The sequence below is a fragment of the Sphingomonas colocasiae genome, assembly GCF_019880585.1.
GTDB lineage: Bacteria > Pseudomonadota > Alphaproteobacteria > Sphingomonadales > Sphingomonadaceae > Sphingobium_A > Sphingobium_A colocasiae.
The window spans coordinates 519,042-537,931 of record NZ_JAINVV010000001.1 but is presented as its reverse complement, the minus strand read 5'-3'; the positions used below and the strand labels follow the sequence as shown (position 1 = coordinate 537,931).

The window sequence follows — 18,890 nt, the reverse complement described above, 5'->3', positions numbered from 1 at the left end:
ATGCGATGCACCCGGACCGGTTCACTCAGACGCCGGGTTATTAGCCGGCACGTTTCCATTCGACCAGTTCGGCCTCCGGAAAGGCATCGAACGCGGCCTTGACCAGCGGGGCCGCCAATATGGCGTCGCGCGCGCGATTTTCCTCCATCCGCTCCTGCTCGAGCAAGGTCGGCTCCGCCGGACCATCGGGCGACGAAACCTCCCAGATCTCTCCCGTGATCGTCTTGAGGGCAGCCGCCAGGTCGCGGTTGAACTCGCTCGCCATCGGTTTCGCCGGGCGAATGGCGAGTTCGGGCGGCGCATAGCGGATCAGCCCGATATAATCGTGCAGTTGCTGCGCCATGTGCGCCTTGCCGTTATTGGCCAGGAGCGAGATCATCGCGGGAAAATCCACGGGCAGGCGTTGCGCCGGCGCCTGCGGCGCGGGATCATGCGCCGGCATGGCGGCCGGCGCCGCCATCGCCTCTCCATTGGCAAGCCGCTTCATCAATTCGCCGGGATCGGGAAGCTGCGCGGCATGGATCACGCGCAGAAGCGCCATTTCCGCCGATTCGATCGGTAGCGCCGCGCGCACCGTCTCGTCATGCCCCTTCAGCAGAAGCTGCCAGAGCCGATGGAGCGCGGCGAAGCCGAGCCGGCTCGCCCAATCGGCCAGCGCCTCACGTTCCTCGATCGAGAGCGCGGGATCGTCGCCGCCGCCGACCTTCGCCAGCGTCACGCCATGGACGGTCTCGAGCAACGCGCGCAGCACGCCCACGGGATCGACACCCAGATCATGCTGTTCCCTGAGCGCCGCCAGCGTCGCGGGCGCATCGCCCGACAGCAAATGCCCGAACAACCGGCGAATCGCTCCACGATCGGAAAGCCCAAGCATGTCACGGACTTGCCCAGCAGTGACGCCATGACTGCCTTCCATATCGGCATGGGCGATCGCCTGGTCGAGGATCGAAAGACCGTCGCGCGCCGATCCCTCGGCCGCGCGTGCGACGAGCGCAAGCGCCTCGGGTTCCGCGGTCACGCCTTCGGCGCGCGCGACACGATCGAAATGCGCGGCCAGCGTCTCGGCGGGAATCCTGCGCAGGTCGAAACGCTGGCAGCGCGACAGCACGGTGACGGGCACCTTGTTCACCTCTGTCGTGGCGAACAGGAACTTCACGTGCGGCGGCGGCTCCTCCAGCGTCTTCAGCAACGCGTTGAACGCGTTCTTCGACAGCATATGGACTTCGTCGACGATATAGACCTTGTAACGCGCCGAAACCGCCGCGTAGCGCACCGCCTCGATGATCTCGCGCACATCGTCCACGCCGGTATGGCTGGCGGCGTCCATCTCGACCACGTCGATATGCCGGCCTTCGGCGATCGCCACGCAGGGCTCGCACACGCCGCACGGCGTGATCGTCGGGCCGCCCTGCCCGTCCGGGCCGATACAGTTGAGCGCCTTGGCAATCAGCCGCGCGGTCGAGGTCTTGCCGACACCGCGAACGCCGGTCAGCAGAAAGGCGTGCGCCAGCCGATCGCGCTTGATCGCGTTGCCGAGCGTCGTGACCATGGCATCCTGGCCGATCAGTTCGGCGAAGGTCTGCGGCCGGTATTTGCGTGCGAGGACGCGATAGGGTTGTGGAGATTCGGACATCGCGGGGCAATCTAGGGATTGGAGCCCGGCTTGTCGAAGGAGAAGGTGGGAGCCGGAACGACCCGGGGCGAATTCGTTACGGCTGCTTCCTTCCGGACCTGACCGGGTTGGCGAGAGCACCGTCCGCCCGACTCCCGCCGCGCATATGGGGGAAAGTGTCGGCTAAATCAACGCCCCTGCATATTGCGCACTTCACCGGGGATTCGAACCGTCAGGCTTTCGAGATCATCGGTCAGCCAGATCTGGCAGGCGAGCCGGCTATGCCGCGTCGCGCCGGCCGCGAGATCGAGCATATCCTCCTCCATCTCGGACGCGCGCGGCAGCTTGGTAAAATCAGCGGCATCGACGATGACATGGCATGTTGAGCAGGCCATCTGCCCCTCGCACGTCCCTTCGAGCGGCTGGCCATCATTCTGGCCGAGCGTCAGCAGATTGTCGCCGGCGGCGCCGATGACCTCGCTGACGGTCTCGCCATCGGCACTGACGAAGCGCACGCGGGTCATGCGGCCAGCGCCCGCTGGCGATTCGCCGCCTCGCCGATCAGCGCGGCCGCGCGCTCGATGTCGGCGATGCTCGTATAGCGGCCGAAACCCAGCCTGATGCTGGCGCGCGCCTCCGCGTCGGTCAGCCCCAGCGCGGACAGCACATGGCTGGGACGGCCCGAGCCGCTGGCGCAGGCAGACCCCGCGGAAAAGGCGACGCCTCGCACCTCCGAGATCAATCTCGCCGCATCGACGCCGTTGCGACGAAGATTGAGGTTTCCGCTATAACGGCCTGAAATCGATCCGTTGATTTCCCAATCCCCAAAACAGCTTCTGGCCATCTCCGCGAGCGTCGCGACATGCTCCGCATCCGTCGCCCGGCGTTCGGTCATCAGCGCGGCGGCCACACCGAACCCCGCGCACAGCGCCGGAGACAAGGTTCCGGACCGCAGCCCGCCTTCCTGCGCGCCGCCATGGATGATCGGCGAGATCTCCACGCCGTCCGCCAGCCACAGTGCCCCCACGCCCTTGGGCCCATGCAGCTTGTGCGCCGAGACCGCGACCATGTCGCAGGCGCCCGCCGGCAGGTCGACGCGGCCGAAGCCCTGGACGGCATCGCAGAAAAAGGCCGCGCCGGCCGCGCGCGCCAGCGCCGAAAGCGCCGCGACCGGCTGGATCACCCCGATCTCGTTATTGACCAGCATCGCCGCCACGAGCGCGGTCGTGCCATCGATCTCCGCCGCAGCCGCATCGAGATCGACCAGCCCGTCGGCATGGACAGGCAGCAGCACGCATTCGAAACCATGGCTGCCCAGCCACAGCGCGGTATCGCGGACACAGGCATGTTCGGTCGCGATCGTGACGATCTTCCGCCGCCCGGCGGGCGCCGCGATCATCAGGCCCTGGATCGCCATATTGGCGGCCTCGGTCGCGCCCGACGTGAAGATCAGCCGCCCTCCGCCCAGGCCGAGCGCCGCCGCGACCCGGTCACGCGCCAGTTCCACCGCCGCGCGCGCGGCCCTGCCGGGCGCATGTGAGGAATGCGGATTGGCGAAGCCGGGATCCAGCCAGGGCGTCATCGCCGCCAGCGCCTCGGGCGCGAGCGGCGTCGTCGCCTGATAGTCGAGATAGATGGCGCCGGTCATGCCGCGCGCGCCTTGGCCTCGCCCGCCAGCCTCTTCCATTGATCGACGAATCGATAGACGTCGGACCGCGTCGTATCGGGCCCGAAGCTCACGCGAATCACTTCGGCGACATCGCGCTCGTCCCAGCCCATCGCCGCCAGCACGTGACTGGGCTTCAACGTTCCCGACGAACAGGCGCTGCCGGCCGACACCGCGATTCCCGCCATATCGAACTGGATGAGCTGTGCCGACGCCGCCATGCCGGGCATGCGATAGGACGCGATGGTCGGGATCCTCGCGCTGCGCCTGGCGACGACCTGGCCGCCCGCCGCCTCGATCGCGCCATCGAGATGCGCGCGTAGATCCTCCGCGCGCTTGAGCCAGGCGCGCGACGCCTCCAGCGCGGCTGCGAAGGCGAGCGCGCCGGGCACATTCTCGGTGCCGCCGCGATAGCCCTTTTCCTGCCCACCCTCGGGCGCCAGATCGCCAAGGTCGCGCACCAGCAGCGCGCCAATACCCGGCGGACCGCCCAGCTTGTGCGCGGAGATCGAGATCAGGTCAGCTTCGGGCAAGGGCAGCTTGCCCGCAGACTGCGCGCAATCGGCGAAGATCAGGCCGCCCTTGCCGCGCACGATCGGGATCAGCGAATCGAGCGGCTGCAGCACGCCGCTTTCATTGTTGGCGGACTGGATGGCGACGAGCGGCCGTTCCGCCCCCAATGCGCCGAGCCGCCCGGTCAGCGCATGATCCGCGACCGTGCCATCGCCCTGCACCGGCAGGAAAAATGCCTTGGGCGCGGCGCGATGGACGGCGTCGTGCTCGGTCGCGCCAACCAGCACCGCATCCGCCTTGGTCCGGGTGAGCCCGATGCGGATCGCCTCGGTCGCGCCGCTGGTGAAGATCAGTTCGCCGGTCCAGCCGAGCGCGGCGGCGACCCGCGCGCGCGCATCTTCCAGCGCCGCGCGCGCGGCGCGGCCCTCCGCATGGGGCGAAGACGGGTTCGCCCAGCGTTCGATGGCGTCGTTCATCGCGGCGCGTGCGGCCGCGAGCATGGGCGTCGTCGCCGCGTGATCCAGATAAAGGCGGCCGCTCACCCGCTAAAGCTCCCCGACGATTGCGAAACCGTGAGGCGCATCTATATAGGCTGGCGCGACGGCGCACAGCCCCATCCCGCATGGAGCCACGCACCAATCCATCTTTTCAGCACGAAGGTGCCATGCCCGAAGTCATCATTCCCGGCCCCGAAGGCCGCCTCGAAGGGCGGTTCAGCCCGCCTCCCCGTCCTCGCGCGCCCGTCGCGATGATCCTGCATCCGCACCCCCAGGGCGGCGGCACAATGAACGACCGGATCACCCAGGCGCTCTACAAGACCTTCCAGCGGCGCGGCTTCGCGACGCTGCGGTTCAACTTCCGTGGCGTCGGCAAGAGCCAGGGCACCTTCGACAATGGCGTTGGCGAACTTTCCGACGCCGCCGCCGCGCTGGATTGGGTGCAGAGCTTCCATCCCGAAGCGCAGACCACCTGGATCGCCGGCTTCAGCTTCGGCGCCTGGATCGGCATGCAGTTGCTGATGCGCCGCCCCGAAGTGCGCGGCTTCATCTCGATCGCGCCGCCGGCGAACATGTACGACTTCACCTTCCTGGCGCCCTGCCCGGCCTCCGGCATCATCGTGCAGGGAACCGGCGACGAGGTGGTCACGCCCGGCGCGGTGCAGAAGCTGGTCGACAAGCTGCGCACGCAGAAGCACATCACCATCCATCACGACGAGATTCCGCGCGCCAACCACTTCTTCGAGCATGAACTCGACGAGATGATGCGCGCCGTCGACAATTATCTCGACATGCGGCTGGATCCGAACTCGCCGATCAAGTGACCGGCCAGACCCCGATCGCTTCAGGCCTGCACGGCCTGAAGCGATCGAGACACTAACTCGCCCGCCAGCGCAGCGACATGCACGACAGGCCGGCATCGATCTTCGCGATCTCCGAAACCGCGAGTGGAACGATGTTCAAGCCGCGCGCCGCGACAAGCGCGGCCGTCGCGGGATAGCCGGCGCCGACCAGCACCACATCGTTGACGCGCAGCAGGTTCGCCGCCGCTTCCTCGCCTTCCGGCGTCTCGATGACGTCGAGATCGCCGAACAGGCCGGCATCGGCCAGCGCGGGCGTGGCGATCACCGCCTTCTCGTCGATCAGCGAAGACGCGGTCTTCAGATGCAGCGTGCCCGCCGGCGGCGCCACGACCCGGACCGTACGGCCGAACCCGGCCATCAGCTCCGCGAAGCGTTCGGCGCCTTCCTGGTCCGTACGCGCGGACAATCCGATCAGGATCTCATCCGGCAGGATCAGAATGTCCCCGCCATCGGCATAGCCGCGATCGAGCGTTTTCACGGTGGCGAATCGCCGTTCGAGCACCGCCGCCAGTTCGGCGCTTTCGCCCAGCCGGCTGGGCGTGCCCGGCCGCAACAGGATCGCGCCTTCGGGCACGACAAAGGCCGGATCCTCGACGAAGATCGAATCGGGATACGCGTCGAGCGGCGGCAGGACCTCGACCGCGACGCCCGCGGCGCGAAGCGCATCGACATAGGTCGTATGCTCGGCAAGCACGGTGCGATGATCGGGATCGTCCTGCCCGCCGGCGCGCAGTCCCCTCACGACGCTGGGCGCCGGCGTGCGGACCAGCGCGTCGGTGAAGTCGAAGATGCGGTTCCCGGTCATGCCGTCAGGATCACGACATTGGCGACGAACACGACGGCGCAGACGATCATCAACACCCCCTTTTGCCGGTTCCCCCGGCGGATCAGCTTGAAGCCGCCGATCGCCAGGGCGAAGGCGGCGATCATCAGGATGGCGGGGCCGGCCGCGACCGCGAAGGATGCAACCGAACCGAAAATGCCACTCACGCCGAGAGCACCGCCGCGAACCTGGCGTCGTCGACATTGCCGCCGGAAATGATGACCAGCGTCCGTTCGCCCAGCTCGACCTTGCCGGCCAGCACCGCCGCCAGCGCCGCGGCGCCGCCCGGCTCAACCACCAGCCGCAATTTGTCGAACGCGAAACGCATCGCCTCGGCGACTTCCGCCTCGCTGACGGCGACCCCAGTCGCGCCGCGTCCGCTGAGCACTTCGAAGGTCAGCGGCGAAACAAGCGTCGTCTGAAGGGCATCGCAGGCGGTGGGCGGCGGATTGGGGCCGACGGGCACGATCTCGCCGGTCTCGAGCGACTGGCGCATATCGTCCCAGCCCTCCGGCTCGGCGATGACGATCTCCGCATCGGGGCAGGCGAGCGCGATGCCGGCCGACAGGCCGCCGCCGCCGCAGGGAATGACGATGCGATCGGGCGCGCCGCCGGCACGCGCCTCCATCTGCGCCGTCGCCTCGATGCCCGCGCTGCCCTGCCCCTCGATCACCCAGGCATCGTCGAAGCTGGGGACCAGCGTGGCCCCGCGCTCAGCCGCCAGCGCCGCGCCGATCGCCGCGCGATCCTCGGTCATGCGATCGTACAGGATGATCTCGGCGCCCAGCGCACGGGTATTCTCCAGCTTCTTGCGCGGCGCATCAGACGGCATGACGATCGTCGACGGCATGCCGAGCCGCTTCGCCGACCAGGCGACGCCCTGCGCGTGGTTGCCCGAAGAAAAGGCGACGACGCCATCGGCGCGCTGCTGGGCGTCAAGATCGGTCAGCCGATGCCAGGCGCCGCGCAGCTTGAACGCGCCCATCGGCTGGAGCGATTCGGCCTTGCACCAGATGGTCGCGCCATCGCGCTCGAAGGACAGCAGCGGCGTTTCGGGCAGGATTTCGGCGATCTTCGCGGCGGCGGCGAGAACGCCGTCTCGATTGGGCTTGCGCATCAGTGAGGCTCCAGGGGTTCGCATCGACTCGATCGTTCCAGCGCATCGTCATGTCGTACTTTGCCCTGTCACGAAGCATCCCTATATAGCCGCACTTTCCCCCGGCAAATGGAGATGGGCGTGAGCAAGGTTCTGGTGATCGGCGCAGGCGGCGTCGGGTCGGTCGCGGTGCACAAGATGGCGATGAACCCCGGCATCTTCTCGCACATCACGCTGGCGAGCCGCCGCAAGGCGAAATGCGACGCGATCGCCGAATCGGTGAAGGCGCGCACCGGCGTCGTCATCGACACGGCCGAAGTCGATGCCGACGATGTCGAGGCGACCGCCGCGCTGATCGCGCGCGTGCAGCCCAAGCTGGTCGTGCATCTGGCGCTGCCCTATCAGGACCTCTCGATCATGGAGGCGTGCCTGAAGGCCGGCGTCGACTATCTCGACACCGCCAATTACGAGCCGCGCGACGAAGCCAAGTTCGAATATGGCTGGCAATGGGCCTATCATGACCGCTTCAAGGAAGCCGGGCTGATGGCGCTGCTCGGTTCGGGCTTCGATCCGGGCGTCACCTCGGTCTTCGCTAGCTATATCAAGAAGCACCTGCTCGACCGCATCGATACGCTCGACATCCTCGACTGCAACGGCGGCGACCATGGCCAGCATTTCGCGACCAACTTCAATCCGGAGATCAACATCCGCGAAGTCACCGCGCCATCGCGCCACTGGGCGGATGGCGAATGGGTGGAAGGCCCCGCGCTCAGCCACAAGCAGGTGTTCGACTTCGAGGCCGTCGGCGAGAAGAACATGTACCTCATGTATCATGAGGAACTGGAATCGCTGGCCAAGCACTATCCCGAGATCAAGCGTATCCGTTTCTGGATGACGTTCGGAGATGCATATCTCAAGCATCTGGAAGTGTTGCAGAATGTCGGCATGACCCGAATCGATCCGGTCATCTATGAAGGCCGCGAGATCATCCCGCTGCAGTTCCTGAAGGCGGTGCTGCCCGAACCGTCGAGCCTGGGGCCGACGACGCACGGCAAGACCAATATCGGCGATATCGCCACCGGCGAGAAGGATGGCGAGCAGAAGACGGTCTATGTCTACAATATCTGCGACCATGAGGACGCCTATGAGGAGACCGGCAACCAGGCGGTGAGCTACACCACCGGCGTGCCGGCGATGATCGGCGCCGCGATGATGCTGACCGGCAAGTGGCGCGGCGAGGGCGTGTTCAACATGGAACAGTTCGATCCCGATCCGTTCATGGACATGCTGAACGACCATGGCCTGCCCTGGCAGGTCAAGGAGTTGGATGGACCTCTTCAGTTCTGAATCTAGTTACAGATCCGTTCGGGCTGAGCCCGTCGAAGCCCTGCCCCTCTTTGCCCCGGTGCGGAAGAAGGACAGCCCTTCGACAGGCTCAGGGCGAGCGGGTCTCCAGGGACCGTAAAAATGGAAACCAGAGCCGGCGCCCCCGGAGCCTTTGCGCATTTCGACCTGAGCCGCGTGCCCAGCCCCTGCTTCGTCGTCGACGAGGCGGCGGTGCGGCGCAATCTCGCTGTGCTCAAGGATGTGCGCGACCGTTCGGGCGCGAAGGTGCTGCTCGCGCTCAAGGCCTTCTCCATGTGGTCGCTGGGCGACGTGGTCGGCGAATATCTCGACGGCGTCTGCGCGTCGGGCCTGTGGGAAGCGCTTCTGGGGCGCGAGAAATATCGCGGCGAGGTCGCCACCTATTGCGCCGGATACAAGGCCGAGGACATGGCCGAGATCCTGCGCCTGTCCGATCACGTCATCTTCAACAGCCCCGCCCAGCATCGCCGCTTCCTGCCGCAGATCGAGGCCGCGCGCGCCGCCGGCGACGTGTTCGACGTGGGACTGCGCATCAATCCTGAGCATAGCGAGGGAGAGGTGCCGAAATACGACCCGTGCCAGCCCGGATCGCGGCTGGGTTTCCCCGTGTCGCAGCTTCGCGCCGAGGATCTGGACGGTGTCGACGGCCTGCACTTCCACAGCCTGTGCGAACAGGATTTCGAGCCGCTGCGCCGCACCTGGCAGTCACTGGAAGCCAAGTTAGAGCCGTATTTCAACACATTGAAATGGCTGAATTTCGGCGGCGGCCACCATATCACGCGCGCCGATTATCAACGCGACGATCTGGTCGATTTCATCAAGCGCGTCCGCGCGTCCACCGGGCTCGACATCTTCCTGGAACCGGGCGAAGCCACCGCGCTCGACGCCGGCATCCTGGTCGGCGAGATCCTCGACACGTTCGAGAACGGCGTGCCGATCGGCATCACCGACATCTCCGCCACCTGCCATATGCCCGACGTGATCGAGGCGCCCTATCGCCCTGCCATGCTGGGCGAAGCCGAGGACGGTGTGCCGGTCCGGCTCGGCGGCCCGTCGTGCCTGGCCGGTGACATCATCGGCGACTATCGATTCGCTACCCCACCCCAGGTGGGCGATCGCATCGCCTTTCTCGATCAGGCGCATTATTCGATGGTCAAGACCAACAGTTTCAATGGGGTACCGCTGCCCGCTATCGCATTGTGGAACAGCGAAAACGACTCGCTGAGGATCGTGAAACGCTTCTCCTACGAGGATTTCCGCGACCGCCTGTCGTGATCGCGGGGCGAATTCGTCCCGCACATTTCCCGCTTCATCCTGAAATTCCGCCATTTCCAGCGGATGCGCGCAAGAATCTTGCAAACGGTCTTTACACCCCCGCCCCCCCCACATATATCGCGCCTTCCGCTGCCCCATGGGACTTCCACCGCAAGGCAGCTCTTTGTGAACTACCCACTGGAGGTCCCTTGAGTTGCACAAGCACCATAGCGCGCTGGGGCTAGCGACCGCCCTTCGTCCGGTTCAGCCGGTCACGCTCATTCGTCCGCACGCCGCAGAGCGCGCAGCCCGTTTCTTCGTAGAGAAGTTTCCGGGTCGCTCCCTCTATGCGGTCAAGGCGAATCCCTCGCCCGATCTGCTTCAGATCCTGTGGGCCAGCGGAATCACGCATTATGACGTCGCCTCGATCACCGAGGTGCGCATGGTCGCGAAGACGCTGCCCGAGGCCGAACTGTGCTTCATGCACCCGGTCAAGGCCGAGGAAGCGATCCGCGAGGCCTATTTCACCCATGGCGTAAAGACCTTCTCGCTCGATTCGATCGAGGAACTGGAGAAGATCAAGCGCGCGACCCGCCATGCGAGCGATCTGACGCTCGCGGTGCGGCTGCGGGTGTCGTCGGATCATTCGAAGCTCAGCCTGGCCTCCAAGTTCGGCGCCGCGCCGTCCGAAGTGTCCGATCTGCTGATGGCGACCCGCCAGGCGGCGGACACGCTGGGCATCTGCTTCCATGTCGGCAGCCAGGCGATGACGCCGCGCGCCTATACCGAAGCGATGGAACAGGTTCGCGCCGCCATCGTCCAGGCCGCGGTCACGGTCGATCTCGTCGATGTCGGCGGCGGTTTCCCCTCGGTCTATCCGGGGATGGAGCCGCCCGCGCTGGAGGCGTATTTCGCCGCGATCCACGCCGCGTTCGAAGATCTGCCGATCAGCTATTCGGCCGAACTCTGGTGCGAGCCGGGCCGTGCGCTGTGCGCCGAATATGCGAGCCTGCTGGTTCGCGTCGAGCGGCGCCGGGGCGACGAACTGTACATCAACGACGGCGCCTATGGCGCGTTGTTCGATGCGGCGCATGTCGGCTGGCGTTTTCCGGTGAAGCTGGTGCGCGAGGACGAAAGCGACACGCGCGACATGGCGTTCAGCTTCTATGGCCCGACCTGCGACGATCTCGACCATATGGCGGGGCCGTTCATGCTGCCCGCCGACACCCGGGCGGGCGACTATATCGAGATCGGCATGCTGGGCGCCTATGGCTGCGCGATGCGCACCGCCTTCAACGGCTTCGGCGATGTCGGAACGGTGATCGCGGAGGACGAGCCGATGGCGAGCCTCTACACCGGGATCGAGGAACCACGCCGCAATTCGGTGGTGACGCTCAAGCGCAACTGAGTTTCGTTTGACGACCGAAACGGCCTGAAGCACCCTCTCCTTCACAACGAAGGAGGGGGTGTTTTCTTATGAAGAGCGAAATCCTCGCGCCCGTGGTGGCGCTTGTCCTGTGGTCGCTGGTGATGTGGCTTTGGATGTACGCGACACGCATTCCGGCGATGCAGCGGCTGAACGTGAAGCTCGACCCGACAGTGCCGCCCGGCACGCTGACGGCGGTGCTGCCGCCCGAAGTCCGCTGGAAAGCGGACAATTACAATCACCTGATGGAACAGCCCACGATCTTCTACGCCACCGCGCTCACGCTGGCGCTGCTCGGCGCCGGCGATGGCCTGAACGCGCAGATCGCCTGGGCCTATGTCGGGCTGCGCGTGCTGCACAGCCTGGTGCAGGCCACCGTCAACCGGATCATGATCCGGTTTATCGTCTTCGTGCTCTCGACGGTCTCGCTGGCGATACTGGCGATCCACGCCGCGCTGATCGTGTTTTAACGATCCAGGCGGTCGCCTCAGAGGCGATCCCGTTCAGATTGAACCGGATCGCCTCTGAATATCCCATATTTACCGTGATTTAGCTTCGCTGACCTGCGGCTCCGAGCCGGCAGGTGATTCACCTGCCTCGAAATCACTCTATTGTTCGAACGCGGCCGCCAGTTCGACATGGGTCGACCAGCGGAACTGGCCGACCGCGGTGATCCGCACAAGCCGGTAACCGCCAGCGACCAGGATCCTGGCGTCGCGCGCGAAGGTCGCGGGATTGCACGAGACATAGGCGATGCGCGGCACCTTCGCGGCGGCGAGTGCCTTCACCTGTTCCTCGGCGCCCGATCGCGGCGGATCGAGAACGATCGCGCCGAACCGGTCAAGTTCGGCCGTGGTGAGCGGGCGACGATACAGGTCGCGATGTTCGACGAACACCGGCCGCTGCGCGCGGCCGGCAGCGGCCTTGAGCGCACCGGCTGCATCGCGCGCCGCTTCCGCCGCATAGATTTTGCGCGTGCCCGCCAGCGCCAGCGCGAAGGTGCCCAGCCCCGAGAACAGATCGGCGGCGGTCGGCGCGTCGCCCACCGCGTCCTTGACCGCGGCGACCAGCGCTGCTTCGCCATCGGCGGTCGCCTGAAGAAAATTGTCGTGGGGCAAGGGCACGGCGACGCCGCCGAGCGTGACCGTGACCGGATCGGGCTCCCATCGGGTCTGCGGACCATAGCCGTCGTCGATCGCAAGTCGCGCCAGCCCGTGCGCGACCGCGAAATCGGTCAGCGCTTCCGACACGGCAAGCCCGTCCGCCTCGATCCCGTCGATCAGCAGATCGACACCCTGATCCGCCAGCGTCATCCGGATATTGGCGACGCGCTTCTCGCGCAGCATCGCCCCCAGCAATTGCCGCAGCGGCGCGATCAGCGCGAACAGCGCCGGATGGAGGATCGCGCAATCGGCCATATCGACGATGCGGTGGCTCGCCCCGGCATTGAAACCGATCAGCACACGTCGCCCCCGGCGCTCCGCCTTCAGGCTGGCGCGACGACGCACATGGGACGGCGACAGATGCACCGGCATCAGTTCGGGTATGGCAAGCTCCTGCGCCGCCAGGCCGATCGTGATCCGATCACGCACGAAATCGGCATAGCTCTCATCGTCGAGATGCTGGAGCTGGCAACCGCCGCATTCGGGATAATGCGAACATTGCGGCGGATTATGATGTTTTCCCGGCAGGATAGTACCATCCGGCGTCACGGCGTCACCCGGGGCCGCGAGCGGCACGAAGCGGCCATCGGCGGTGACACCGTCACCGCGCCCGGCCACGCGGACGATCTCTGCGGCCTCGACTGTTACAGACATTGCGCAAGCGCTCCCGAAAGCTGGATAGTCAGATCATCGGCGACGAACGCCGGCCCGGCGCGGCGCGCGGCTTCAGCGTGCAGCCAGACGCCCGCGCTCGCCGCCGCGAAGGCATCCAGTCCCTGCGCGCGCATCGCCGCGATGACGCCGGCGAGCACATCGCCCGTTCCACCGGTCGACAGCCATGAAGAATTGGGCGGGGCGATCGCCACCTGCCCATCGGGCGCCGCGATCACCGTATCCGCCCCCTTGTGGACGATCACCGCGCCGCAGCGCTCGGCGGCCGCCAATGCCCGATCGATCTTGCTCGCGCCGGGCATGGGCGCATCGCCGAACAATCCCTCGAACTCGCCGTCATGCGGGGTCAGGATCGCCATGGCGGGCAGATCCGCCAGCCGTTCGACACCGGTCTCGCCGATCAGTCGCAACGCGCCCGCATCGAGCACGAGCGGATGCCCCGCCGCCAGCGCCGATTCGAGCAGGTCGCGGCCGCAGGCATCGGGTGGCATGCCGGGGCCGATCAGCACCGCGTTGACGCGGGCATCGGCGAGCCCGGCAGGAACATCGTCGATCGTGCGGCAGATCAGCGCATCGGCGCCACCCTGCGCGCCATAGAGCCGGACCATGCCGGCACCCGCGCGGAACGCGGCCATCGCGGACAGCCGCGCCGCGCCGGGCATGCCGCCACCGATCACCATCACCATGCCGCGCGTATATTTGTGATCGCGCGGCCCCGGTGCGGGCAGCGACGGACGAGCGGCCTCATGCCAATGCGTCGAGACCGGCACGCCGATATCGGCGAGCAGCACCGTCCCGCAGCGTTCGGCTGCGGGTTGGAGCCGATGCGCGGGCTTGAGCGCGCCAAGCGCCAGCGTCGCGGAAAAACGCGGCACCGGCGCCAGCAACGCGCCCGTATCGGTCTGAAGGCCGCTCGGCAGATCGATGGCAAGGCTGAAATGCGAGGCCTCCACCAGCCGCGCCAGCGGATCGCTCGCCGTCATATCCAGCGGCCGCGTCACGCCGGTTCCGAACAAGGCATCGACCAGAATGGGCGCGGCCTCGGCCTCGGCAAGCGACTCGACAGGACCATCCCAGGCGGTCCGCGCGCGGCGCGCCACCTCGCTGCGCGGTTCCGCCAGCGCCGCGACGCGCACCCGGGCGCCGCGTGCCGCCAGGTGGCGCGCGGCGACATAGCCGTCGCCGCCATTGTTGCCCGGCCCGCAGGCGATCAGCACCGGCCGACCGCCGCCGAAGCGCCAGGCGGCCTCGGCCACCGCGCGGCCCGCACGATCCATCAGCTCGTCGACGCTGGTTTCCGCACGCATGACGCGCTCCTCCGCGGCGCGCATCATCGCCGCGGTCAGAATGGGACGTTGGCGGATCATTGGCCGGCCGCGGCGGCGCCCGGCTTGACGGTAGCGGGCAGGCGATAGCGATTGCCGCCCAGCGCCACTTCGATCTCGCGCGGCGAGATCGTGGTCACCACGGCCTGTTCCGCGCCATCGGCGGCGATCACGCCGCGCCCGTCTCCGGTGACAAGCAGACGGCGGAAGCCGCCGTCGGGATGCCGGATCGTCAGGGTCACATGATTTTCGCGGTCTCGGCCACGTTCGATCTCGCAGGCGCGCTGGAACGCGGTCTCGCCAGCGGGCGCACAATCGATCCTGCCGTCATCGGCCGCTTCCGAACGGGCCTGCGCCTCGACCTCGGCAAGCGCGGACTGATCGGTGGTTCGATTGCCGTCGCATCCGGCGAGAAGGGCCGCAAGCGCCGCCAGCACGCCAAGGCTGGTCGCCCGATCGGATATCCGCTTGGACATGGGTTTCTGCGCTCGCTTCAATAGGTTCACCGCCCCCTTATAGGCCGGGCCGCCATTGTGGGAAGAGTGTGGAAGGTCGACGCCTTACCCCAGCCTGTCGCGCGTCCCGGCGATGATCGGCGCCAGTATCGCGCCCCAGCGAGCAATGCCATCCGCATCGGCGATCAGATCCTGCCGCACTTCCAGCCCCAGATAGGGGAGCCCCCTGCCCTCGCCATGCCGGTTCATCGTCGCGTTCAGGATCTTGCCCGAATAGGGAAAATTATCGCCCGTCGCGATGCCTGCCGCCTCGAGGAGCGGGATCGCCGCGCGCGCCGCGCGCTCGTCCTGATTATAAAGAACGCCGATCTCCCAGGGCCGCTGCTGATCGGGATCGCTGGTCAGGCGCGGCGTGAAGCTGTGTAGCGACACCAGCATGCGTGGGTTCAGTTCCGCGATCGCCCGGTCGATGGCCGCGTGATAGGGGCGCCAGAAGCGCTCGATCCGCCCAGCGCGCGCTTCGGCCGGGAGATCCGCATTGCCGGGAATCGCGTGACCATCGCTGGCATGCGGAATCAGGCCTGGAACATCCTCTTCCCGATTGAGATCGATGACGAGCCGGGAAACCGTCGCGAGCAGCGCCGATGCGGAGAGTTCCGCCGCCAGCAGGCCGCACAGCGCCTCCGTGCCGATATCGATCGCCATATGCTGGGTGAGCAGCGCCGGATCGATGCCGAGCGCGATATCCTCGGGCACATGGTTGGACGCATGGTCGACGATGATGAGGAGGCCCGAACGCGCATCTCCTTCGATCAGCTTGGGATTCATGCGCCGAATTCCGGCGCCCGCCGCTCGCGCATCGCCAGGATCCCCTCGGCGAAATCCGCGCCGTCAAAGGCGCGCTCGAACGCTTCATCGTACACGCTGCCCGATCGCTCGCCGGCGGCGGCGGCGGCGATCGCGCGCTTGAGCATCGCGACGCTGGTGGGCGAGGATTCGGCGCAAAGCGTCGCGAGATTGTTCACCGCGCCATGCGCGCTGTGCGCGACGGACTCGATCAATCCGATGCGATGCGCTTCATCGGCGCCGATCCGCTCGCCCGTCAGCATCAGCCGGGCAGCCTGGCCGGGCCCGACCAAGGCGACCAGCCGCGCGATATCCTCCTGCGGATAACCGATGCCCAGCCGTGCCGGTGGAATCGCGAATTGCGCCATATGCCCGCCGATCCGGAGATCGCACGCCATGACGAGCGCGACCCCGGCGCCGAAACAGCCGCCATCGATCGCCGCGATCGTTGCGACGGGAAGCCGCGCCAGTCGATCGAGCGCACCGCACATCGCGGCACGCATGCGTCGTTGCCCCACCGCATCACCGGGCAACGCCTCCAGTTCGACCAGATCCGCACCGGCCGAGAAAATGCCGGTGACGGCGGAGCGCATGATCACCGTCCGCGCGCCCTCCGCCACGGCACGTTCGGCGAGATCCGCGAGATCCGCCCAGTCGGCGATCCGAATGGCGTTGCGCGCGCTCGCGCGATTGAGGCTGATGCGGGCGATGCGCCCGTCCTGTGCGAGATCGAACATGCACCATCTCTGCCGCCCCGCGCGGCGAATGTCACGCCGGAGCACGCCGCGATCCTTGAAACGTTCGATGAGCCCATCGAACTGCAGATCGCTCTATCGCAGCACCGCGGCGAGTTGCCAGTAGCCTGGCCGGCGATCGGCGATCGAGGCGGCCGCCCGATCGCGCGCCTCGGCATCGTCGAATAGCGCGAAACAGGTGGCCCCCGATCCAGACATCCGGGCGAGCCGGACACCCGGCATCGCCGCCAGGGCGGATACGATCCCGCCAATCTCCGGGACCAGCGCGACTGCGGGCGCCTCCAGATCGTTGCGGCCCGACAGAGCAGCGTCGAGCGGCGGTCCCGACGCGAGCGCGCCACGATCCTCACCGTTCCATCCCCTGAAGACCGGGCCGGTGGCAAGCGGGATGCGCGGATTGACCAGCAGCACCGGCATGCCGACAAGGGCGGCGTCATCGATCAGGTCGAGCCGGTCGCCGCGCCCCTCTCCCCGCAAGGTCCGGCTCCGCACACAGGCCGGAACATCAGCGCCGAGCGATGCGGCGATCCGCATGAGCAATGGCTCGTCCTCGACCTGCCACAGCCGCGCCAGCAGCCGAAGCGCGGCCGCCGCATCCGCCGATCCGCCACCGATACCCGCCGCGACCGGCAGACGCTTGTCGAGCGTGATCCGGGCACCGCGCCCGGGCGCGGCGGCATCGCGCAGCGCCTGCGCGGCGCGGATCACCAGATTGTCTTCGCCATCCGACAAACCGTCCGCGAAGGGCCCCGCGATCGTCAGCGACAATCGCTCGTCCATCCCGGCGGACAGCAGATCGCCCGCATCGGCGAAGGCGAACAGGCTTTCGATGTCATGATAGCCGTCGGCGCGGCGCGCGCGGACATGCAGCGCAAGATTGATCTTCGCCCAGGCGGTTTCGTGCAGGGTCACGCGCGTCTCGAATGCAGCAATGGATCAGGGGTTGGCTTGCGGGCCGATATCGATCTTGTCGCGCAAACGATCGGCGACCTGCCCCTCCGCGCCGATCAGCGCGGCCCGCCAGGCATAGCGCGCGTCGATGCGACGGCCCGCCGCCCAATAGGCGTCGCCCAGATGCTCGTTGATCGTCGGCTCGTCGGGCTGTCCGGCGACGGCGCGTTCCAGCGTCTCGATCGCCTTGGGCAGGTTGCCGCGAATATAATAGGCCCAGCCGAGCGAATCGGTGATCGCGCTGTCCTTCGGCCGTAATTCGCTCGCCCGGCGGATCAGGCGCTCGGCCTCCTCCAGATTCTCGCGCCGCTCGAGTTGCGCATAGCCCAGATAATTGAGAACGGCGGCCTGATCCGGCGCCAGGGCGGCCGCCTTTTTGAGCGCGGGCAGCGCATTGGCCCAATCGCCCGCCTGTTCATAGGCGCCGCCCTTGAGCAGCCAGAGCGTCCAGCCCGGATCGACGCCGGCCGCCTGATTCAGCTCGATCGCGCGCGCATAGGATTTGGCGGCCTCGCCATGGTGCGCCATCGCGCTCTGCACGCCGCCAAGCCTGATCCAGTCCTGGGCGGTCGCCGCCTTGGCGCGCGTCGCGCGGGTGGCGAAGGCCAGCGCCGCATCGGCCTCGCCGCGCTGGACAAGCAATTGCGCGCGCGCGTCGCCGACGCGCGAAACCCATGGCCCTTTGGGGTCGACCCGGTCGAGCGCGCCGATCGCGCTTGCGCTGCGGCCGTCCGCCGCCAGCATCGACGCCGCAAGCAGGTGTGCGGCATCGCTGCGCGGATCGAGCATGCCGGCGATGCGGGTCAGCGAAAGCGCGATCGGCGTCGGCTGCTGGCGCTGGATATCCTCCGCCAGCCGCACCAGCAGCAGCGACAACCCAGCCGCTGCCGTCGTCACCGCGCCCGGCAGACGGCGACGCGCCACCAGCGCGCGCGCGGCGGCCAGATCGACGTCATCTTCGCTCAGCAGCGACAGCGCGGCATCGCGCTGGCCAAGACTGGTCAGCCGCGAAGCGGCCGCGATTCGGACGGCATCGCGTGCGATGCTCGATCCATTGCCGCCGGTCGCGCGCAATATCTCGACACCGCCTTCCGCCTTGCCGTCGGCCAGCAGCAGCAGCGCACGCTGTTCGTTGCCATAAGCGGCGGTCAAACCAGGCAAGCGCCCTTGCAGCCGCGCCGCAGAAGGCCCGTCGCCCGCGCCCTGATCGACCCAGGCGCGCAGGATCGGCGCCAGGAATTCGAAGGCCTGTTCCTCCTCGATACGATCGATGGCGAGACGCGCCTTCGCCCAGTCGCGCATCGTCATGGCTTCGGCGGCGAACAGGATCCGCCCTTCGGCGGGCAGCACGCCACGGGCATCGAGCAATCTGGCGGCCCGCAATGCCAAAGCCATGTCGCCGGCCGCCATCGCACCGCGCCAGGCGCGCAGCGCGATGGCGGAATCATCGGGCTGCTGCGCCAGCAGCGCGGCATAGCCGGTCACGGCCTGTTCGGGTGCCCCCGCCGTATCGGCTAGGCGCGCGCGCACATAATTGCCGATCGCCGCCGCATCGCCGAGCGTCGCCGCCGCCGGGGCGGCGGCGCACACACTCAGCAGCAGCGCTGC

The 18,890-nt window shown here is 67.3% G+C and carries 19 protein-coding genes and 1 other RNA gene; 5 read left to right on the top strand and 15 right to left on the bottom strand.

Annotated elements, in window-relative coordinates:
• Nucleotides 1–40: 40 nt before the first annotated feature.
• From K7G82_RS02555 to K7G82_RS02535, 5 genes are all read right to left on the bottom strand, one after another.
• Complete coding sequence (locus tag K7G82_RS02555) at nt 41–1,633, bottom strand: DNA polymerase III subunit gamma/tau (RefSeq protein ID WP_222988238.1); 1,593 nt, start codon at nt 1,631–1,633, stop codon at nt 41–43.
• Nucleotides 1,634–1,674: 41 nt separating this feature from the next.
• Nucleotides 1,675–1,772, bottom strand: an RNA gene (gene ffs, locus K7G82_RS02550) — signal recognition particle sRNA small type.
• Nucleotides 1,773–1,800: 28 nt separating this feature from the next.
• A complete protein-coding gene (locus K7G82_RS02545) occupies nt 1,801–2,136 on the bottom strand; it encodes a 2Fe-2S iron-sulfur cluster-binding protein (protein ID WP_222988237.1) in 336 nt (111 codons plus the stop codon).
• On the bottom strand, nt 2,133–3,260 hold the full coding sequence (locus K7G82_RS02540; RefSeq protein WP_222988236.1) for a cysteine desulfurase family protein: 1,128 nt from the start codon (nt 3,258–3,260) through the stop codon (nt 2,133–2,135). The genes K7G82_RS02545 and K7G82_RS02540 overlap by 4 nt, the downstream gene beginning before the upstream one ends.
• On the bottom strand, nt 3,257–4,333 hold the full coding sequence (locus K7G82_RS02535; protein WP_343228510.1) for a cysteine desulfurase family protein: 1,077 nt from the start codon (nt 4,331–4,333) through the stop codon (nt 3,257–3,259). Before K7G82_RS02535 ends, K7G82_RS02540 begins: the two co-directional genes overlap by 4 nt.
• Before the next feature lie 122 nt (nt 4,334–4,455).
• Here K7G82_RS02535 and K7G82_RS02530 point away from each other — a divergent pair, with 122 nt between their 5' ends.
• A complete protein-coding gene (locus K7G82_RS02530) occupies nt 4,456–5,112 on the top strand; it encodes an alpha/beta hydrolase (protein ID WP_222988235.1) in 657 nt (218 codons plus the stop codon).
• Nucleotides 5,113–5,164: 52 nt separating this feature from the next.
• Here K7G82_RS02530 and K7G82_RS02525 read toward each other — a convergent pair whose 3' ends face one another.
• Genes K7G82_RS02525 through K7G82_RS02515 form a run of 3 tightly spaced genes read right to left on the bottom strand, consistent with a single transcriptional unit; the run spans nt 5,165 to nt 7,091 of the window.
• Nucleotides 5,165–5,956, bottom strand: coding sequence for a dimethylarginine dimethylaminohydrolase family protein (locus tag K7G82_RS02525; protein ID WP_222988234.1), 792 nt, complete (start codon nt 5,954–5,956; stop codon nt 5,165–5,167).
• Nucleotides 5,953–6,141, bottom strand: coding sequence for a hypothetical protein (locus tag K7G82_RS02520; protein ID WP_222988396.1), 189 nt, complete (start codon nt 6,139–6,141; stop codon nt 5,953–5,955). Before K7G82_RS02520 ends, K7G82_RS02525 begins: the two co-directional genes overlap by 4 nt.
• Nucleotides 6,138–7,091 carry a threonine ammonia-lyase gene (locus tag K7G82_RS02515; RefSeq protein WP_246623176.1) on the bottom strand — a complete coding sequence of 318 codons (954 nt, stop codon included), beginning with the start codon at nt 7,089–7,091 and terminating at the stop codon, nt 6,138–6,140. The genes K7G82_RS02520 and K7G82_RS02515 overlap by 4 nt, the downstream gene beginning before the upstream one ends.
• 120 nt (nt 7,092–7,211) lie before the next feature.
• Here K7G82_RS02515 and K7G82_RS02510 point away from each other — a divergent pair, with 120 nt between their 5' ends.
• From K7G82_RS02510 to K7G82_RS02495, 4 genes are all read left to right on the top strand, one after another.
• The gene (locus K7G82_RS02510; protein WP_222988232.1) at nt 7,212–8,417 is read left to right on the top strand and encodes a saccharopine dehydrogenase family protein; all 1,206 of its coding nucleotides are present in this window, start codon (nt 7,212–7,214) and stop codon (nt 8,415–8,417) included.
• 120 nt (nt 8,418–8,537) lie between these two features.
• Complete coding sequence (locus K7G82_RS02505; RefSeq protein WP_222988231.1) at nt 8,538–9,710, top strand: carboxynorspermidine decarboxylase; 1,173 nt, start codon at nt 8,538–8,540, stop codon at nt 9,708–9,710.
• A gap of 193 nt (nt 9,711–9,903) precedes the next feature.
• Complete coding sequence (locus K7G82_RS02500; RefSeq protein WP_222988230.1) at nt 9,904–11,097, top strand: type III PLP-dependent enzyme; 1,194 nt, start codon at nt 9,904–9,906, stop codon at nt 11,095–11,097.
• A gap of 68 nt (nt 11,098–11,165) precedes the next feature.
• Complete coding sequence (locus K7G82_RS02495; RefSeq protein WP_222988229.1) at nt 11,166–11,585, top strand: MAPEG family protein; 420 nt, start codon at nt 11,166–11,168, stop codon at nt 11,583–11,585.
• 138 nt (nt 11,586–11,723) lie between these two features.
• Here K7G82_RS02495 and K7G82_RS02490 read toward each other — a convergent pair whose 3' ends face one another.
• The 7 genes from K7G82_RS02490 to K7G82_RS30165 all read right to left on the bottom strand — a co-directional run bounded on the left by K7G82_RS02490 (nt 11,724) and on the right by K7G82_RS30165 (nt 18,872).
• A complete protein-coding gene (locus K7G82_RS02490; RefSeq protein ID WP_222988228.1) occupies nt 11,724–12,932 on the bottom strand; it encodes a class I SAM-dependent RNA methyltransferase in 1,209 nt (402 codons plus the stop codon).
• Entirely contained in the window at nt 12,923–14,284 is a 1,362-nt protein-coding gene (locus tag K7G82_RS02485) for an NAD(P)H-hydrate dehydratase (RefSeq protein ID WP_343228516.1), read from the bottom strand. Before K7G82_RS02485 ends, K7G82_RS02490 begins: the two co-directional genes overlap by 10 nt.
• Nucleotides 14,285–14,313: 29 nt before the next feature.
• Nucleotides 14,314–14,751 carry a hypothetical protein gene (locus K7G82_RS02480; protein ID WP_222988226.1) on the bottom strand — a complete coding sequence of 146 codons (438 nt, stop codon included), beginning with the start codon at nt 14,749–14,751 and terminating at the stop codon, nt 14,314–14,316.
• Between the two features lie 84 nt (nt 14,752–14,835).
• Nucleotides 14,836–15,558 carry an N-formylglutamate amidohydrolase gene (locus K7G82_RS02475; protein WP_222988225.1) on the bottom strand — a complete coding sequence of 241 codons (723 nt, stop codon included), beginning with the start codon at nt 15,556–15,558 and terminating at the stop codon, nt 14,836–14,838.
• A complete protein-coding gene (locus K7G82_RS02470) occupies nt 15,555–16,313 on the bottom strand; it encodes an enoyl-CoA hydratase/isomerase family protein (RefSeq protein WP_222988224.1) in 759 nt (252 codons plus the stop codon). The genes K7G82_RS02475 and K7G82_RS02470 overlap by 4 nt, the downstream gene beginning before the upstream one ends.
• Before the next feature lie 93 nt (nt 16,314–16,406).
• Nucleotides 16,407–17,243, bottom strand: coding sequence for a 4-(cytidine 5'-diphospho)-2-C-methyl-D-erythritol kinase (locus K7G82_RS02465; protein WP_222988223.1), 837 nt, complete (start codon nt 17,241–17,243; stop codon nt 16,407–16,409).
• 24 nt (nt 17,244–17,267) lie between these two features.
• Complete coding sequence (locus K7G82_RS30165) at nt 17,268–18,872, bottom strand: tetratricopeptide repeat protein (protein ID WP_222988222.1); 1,605 nt, start codon at nt 18,870–18,872, stop codon at nt 17,268–17,270.
• Between the last annotated feature and the right edge of the window lie 18 nt (nt 18,873–18,890).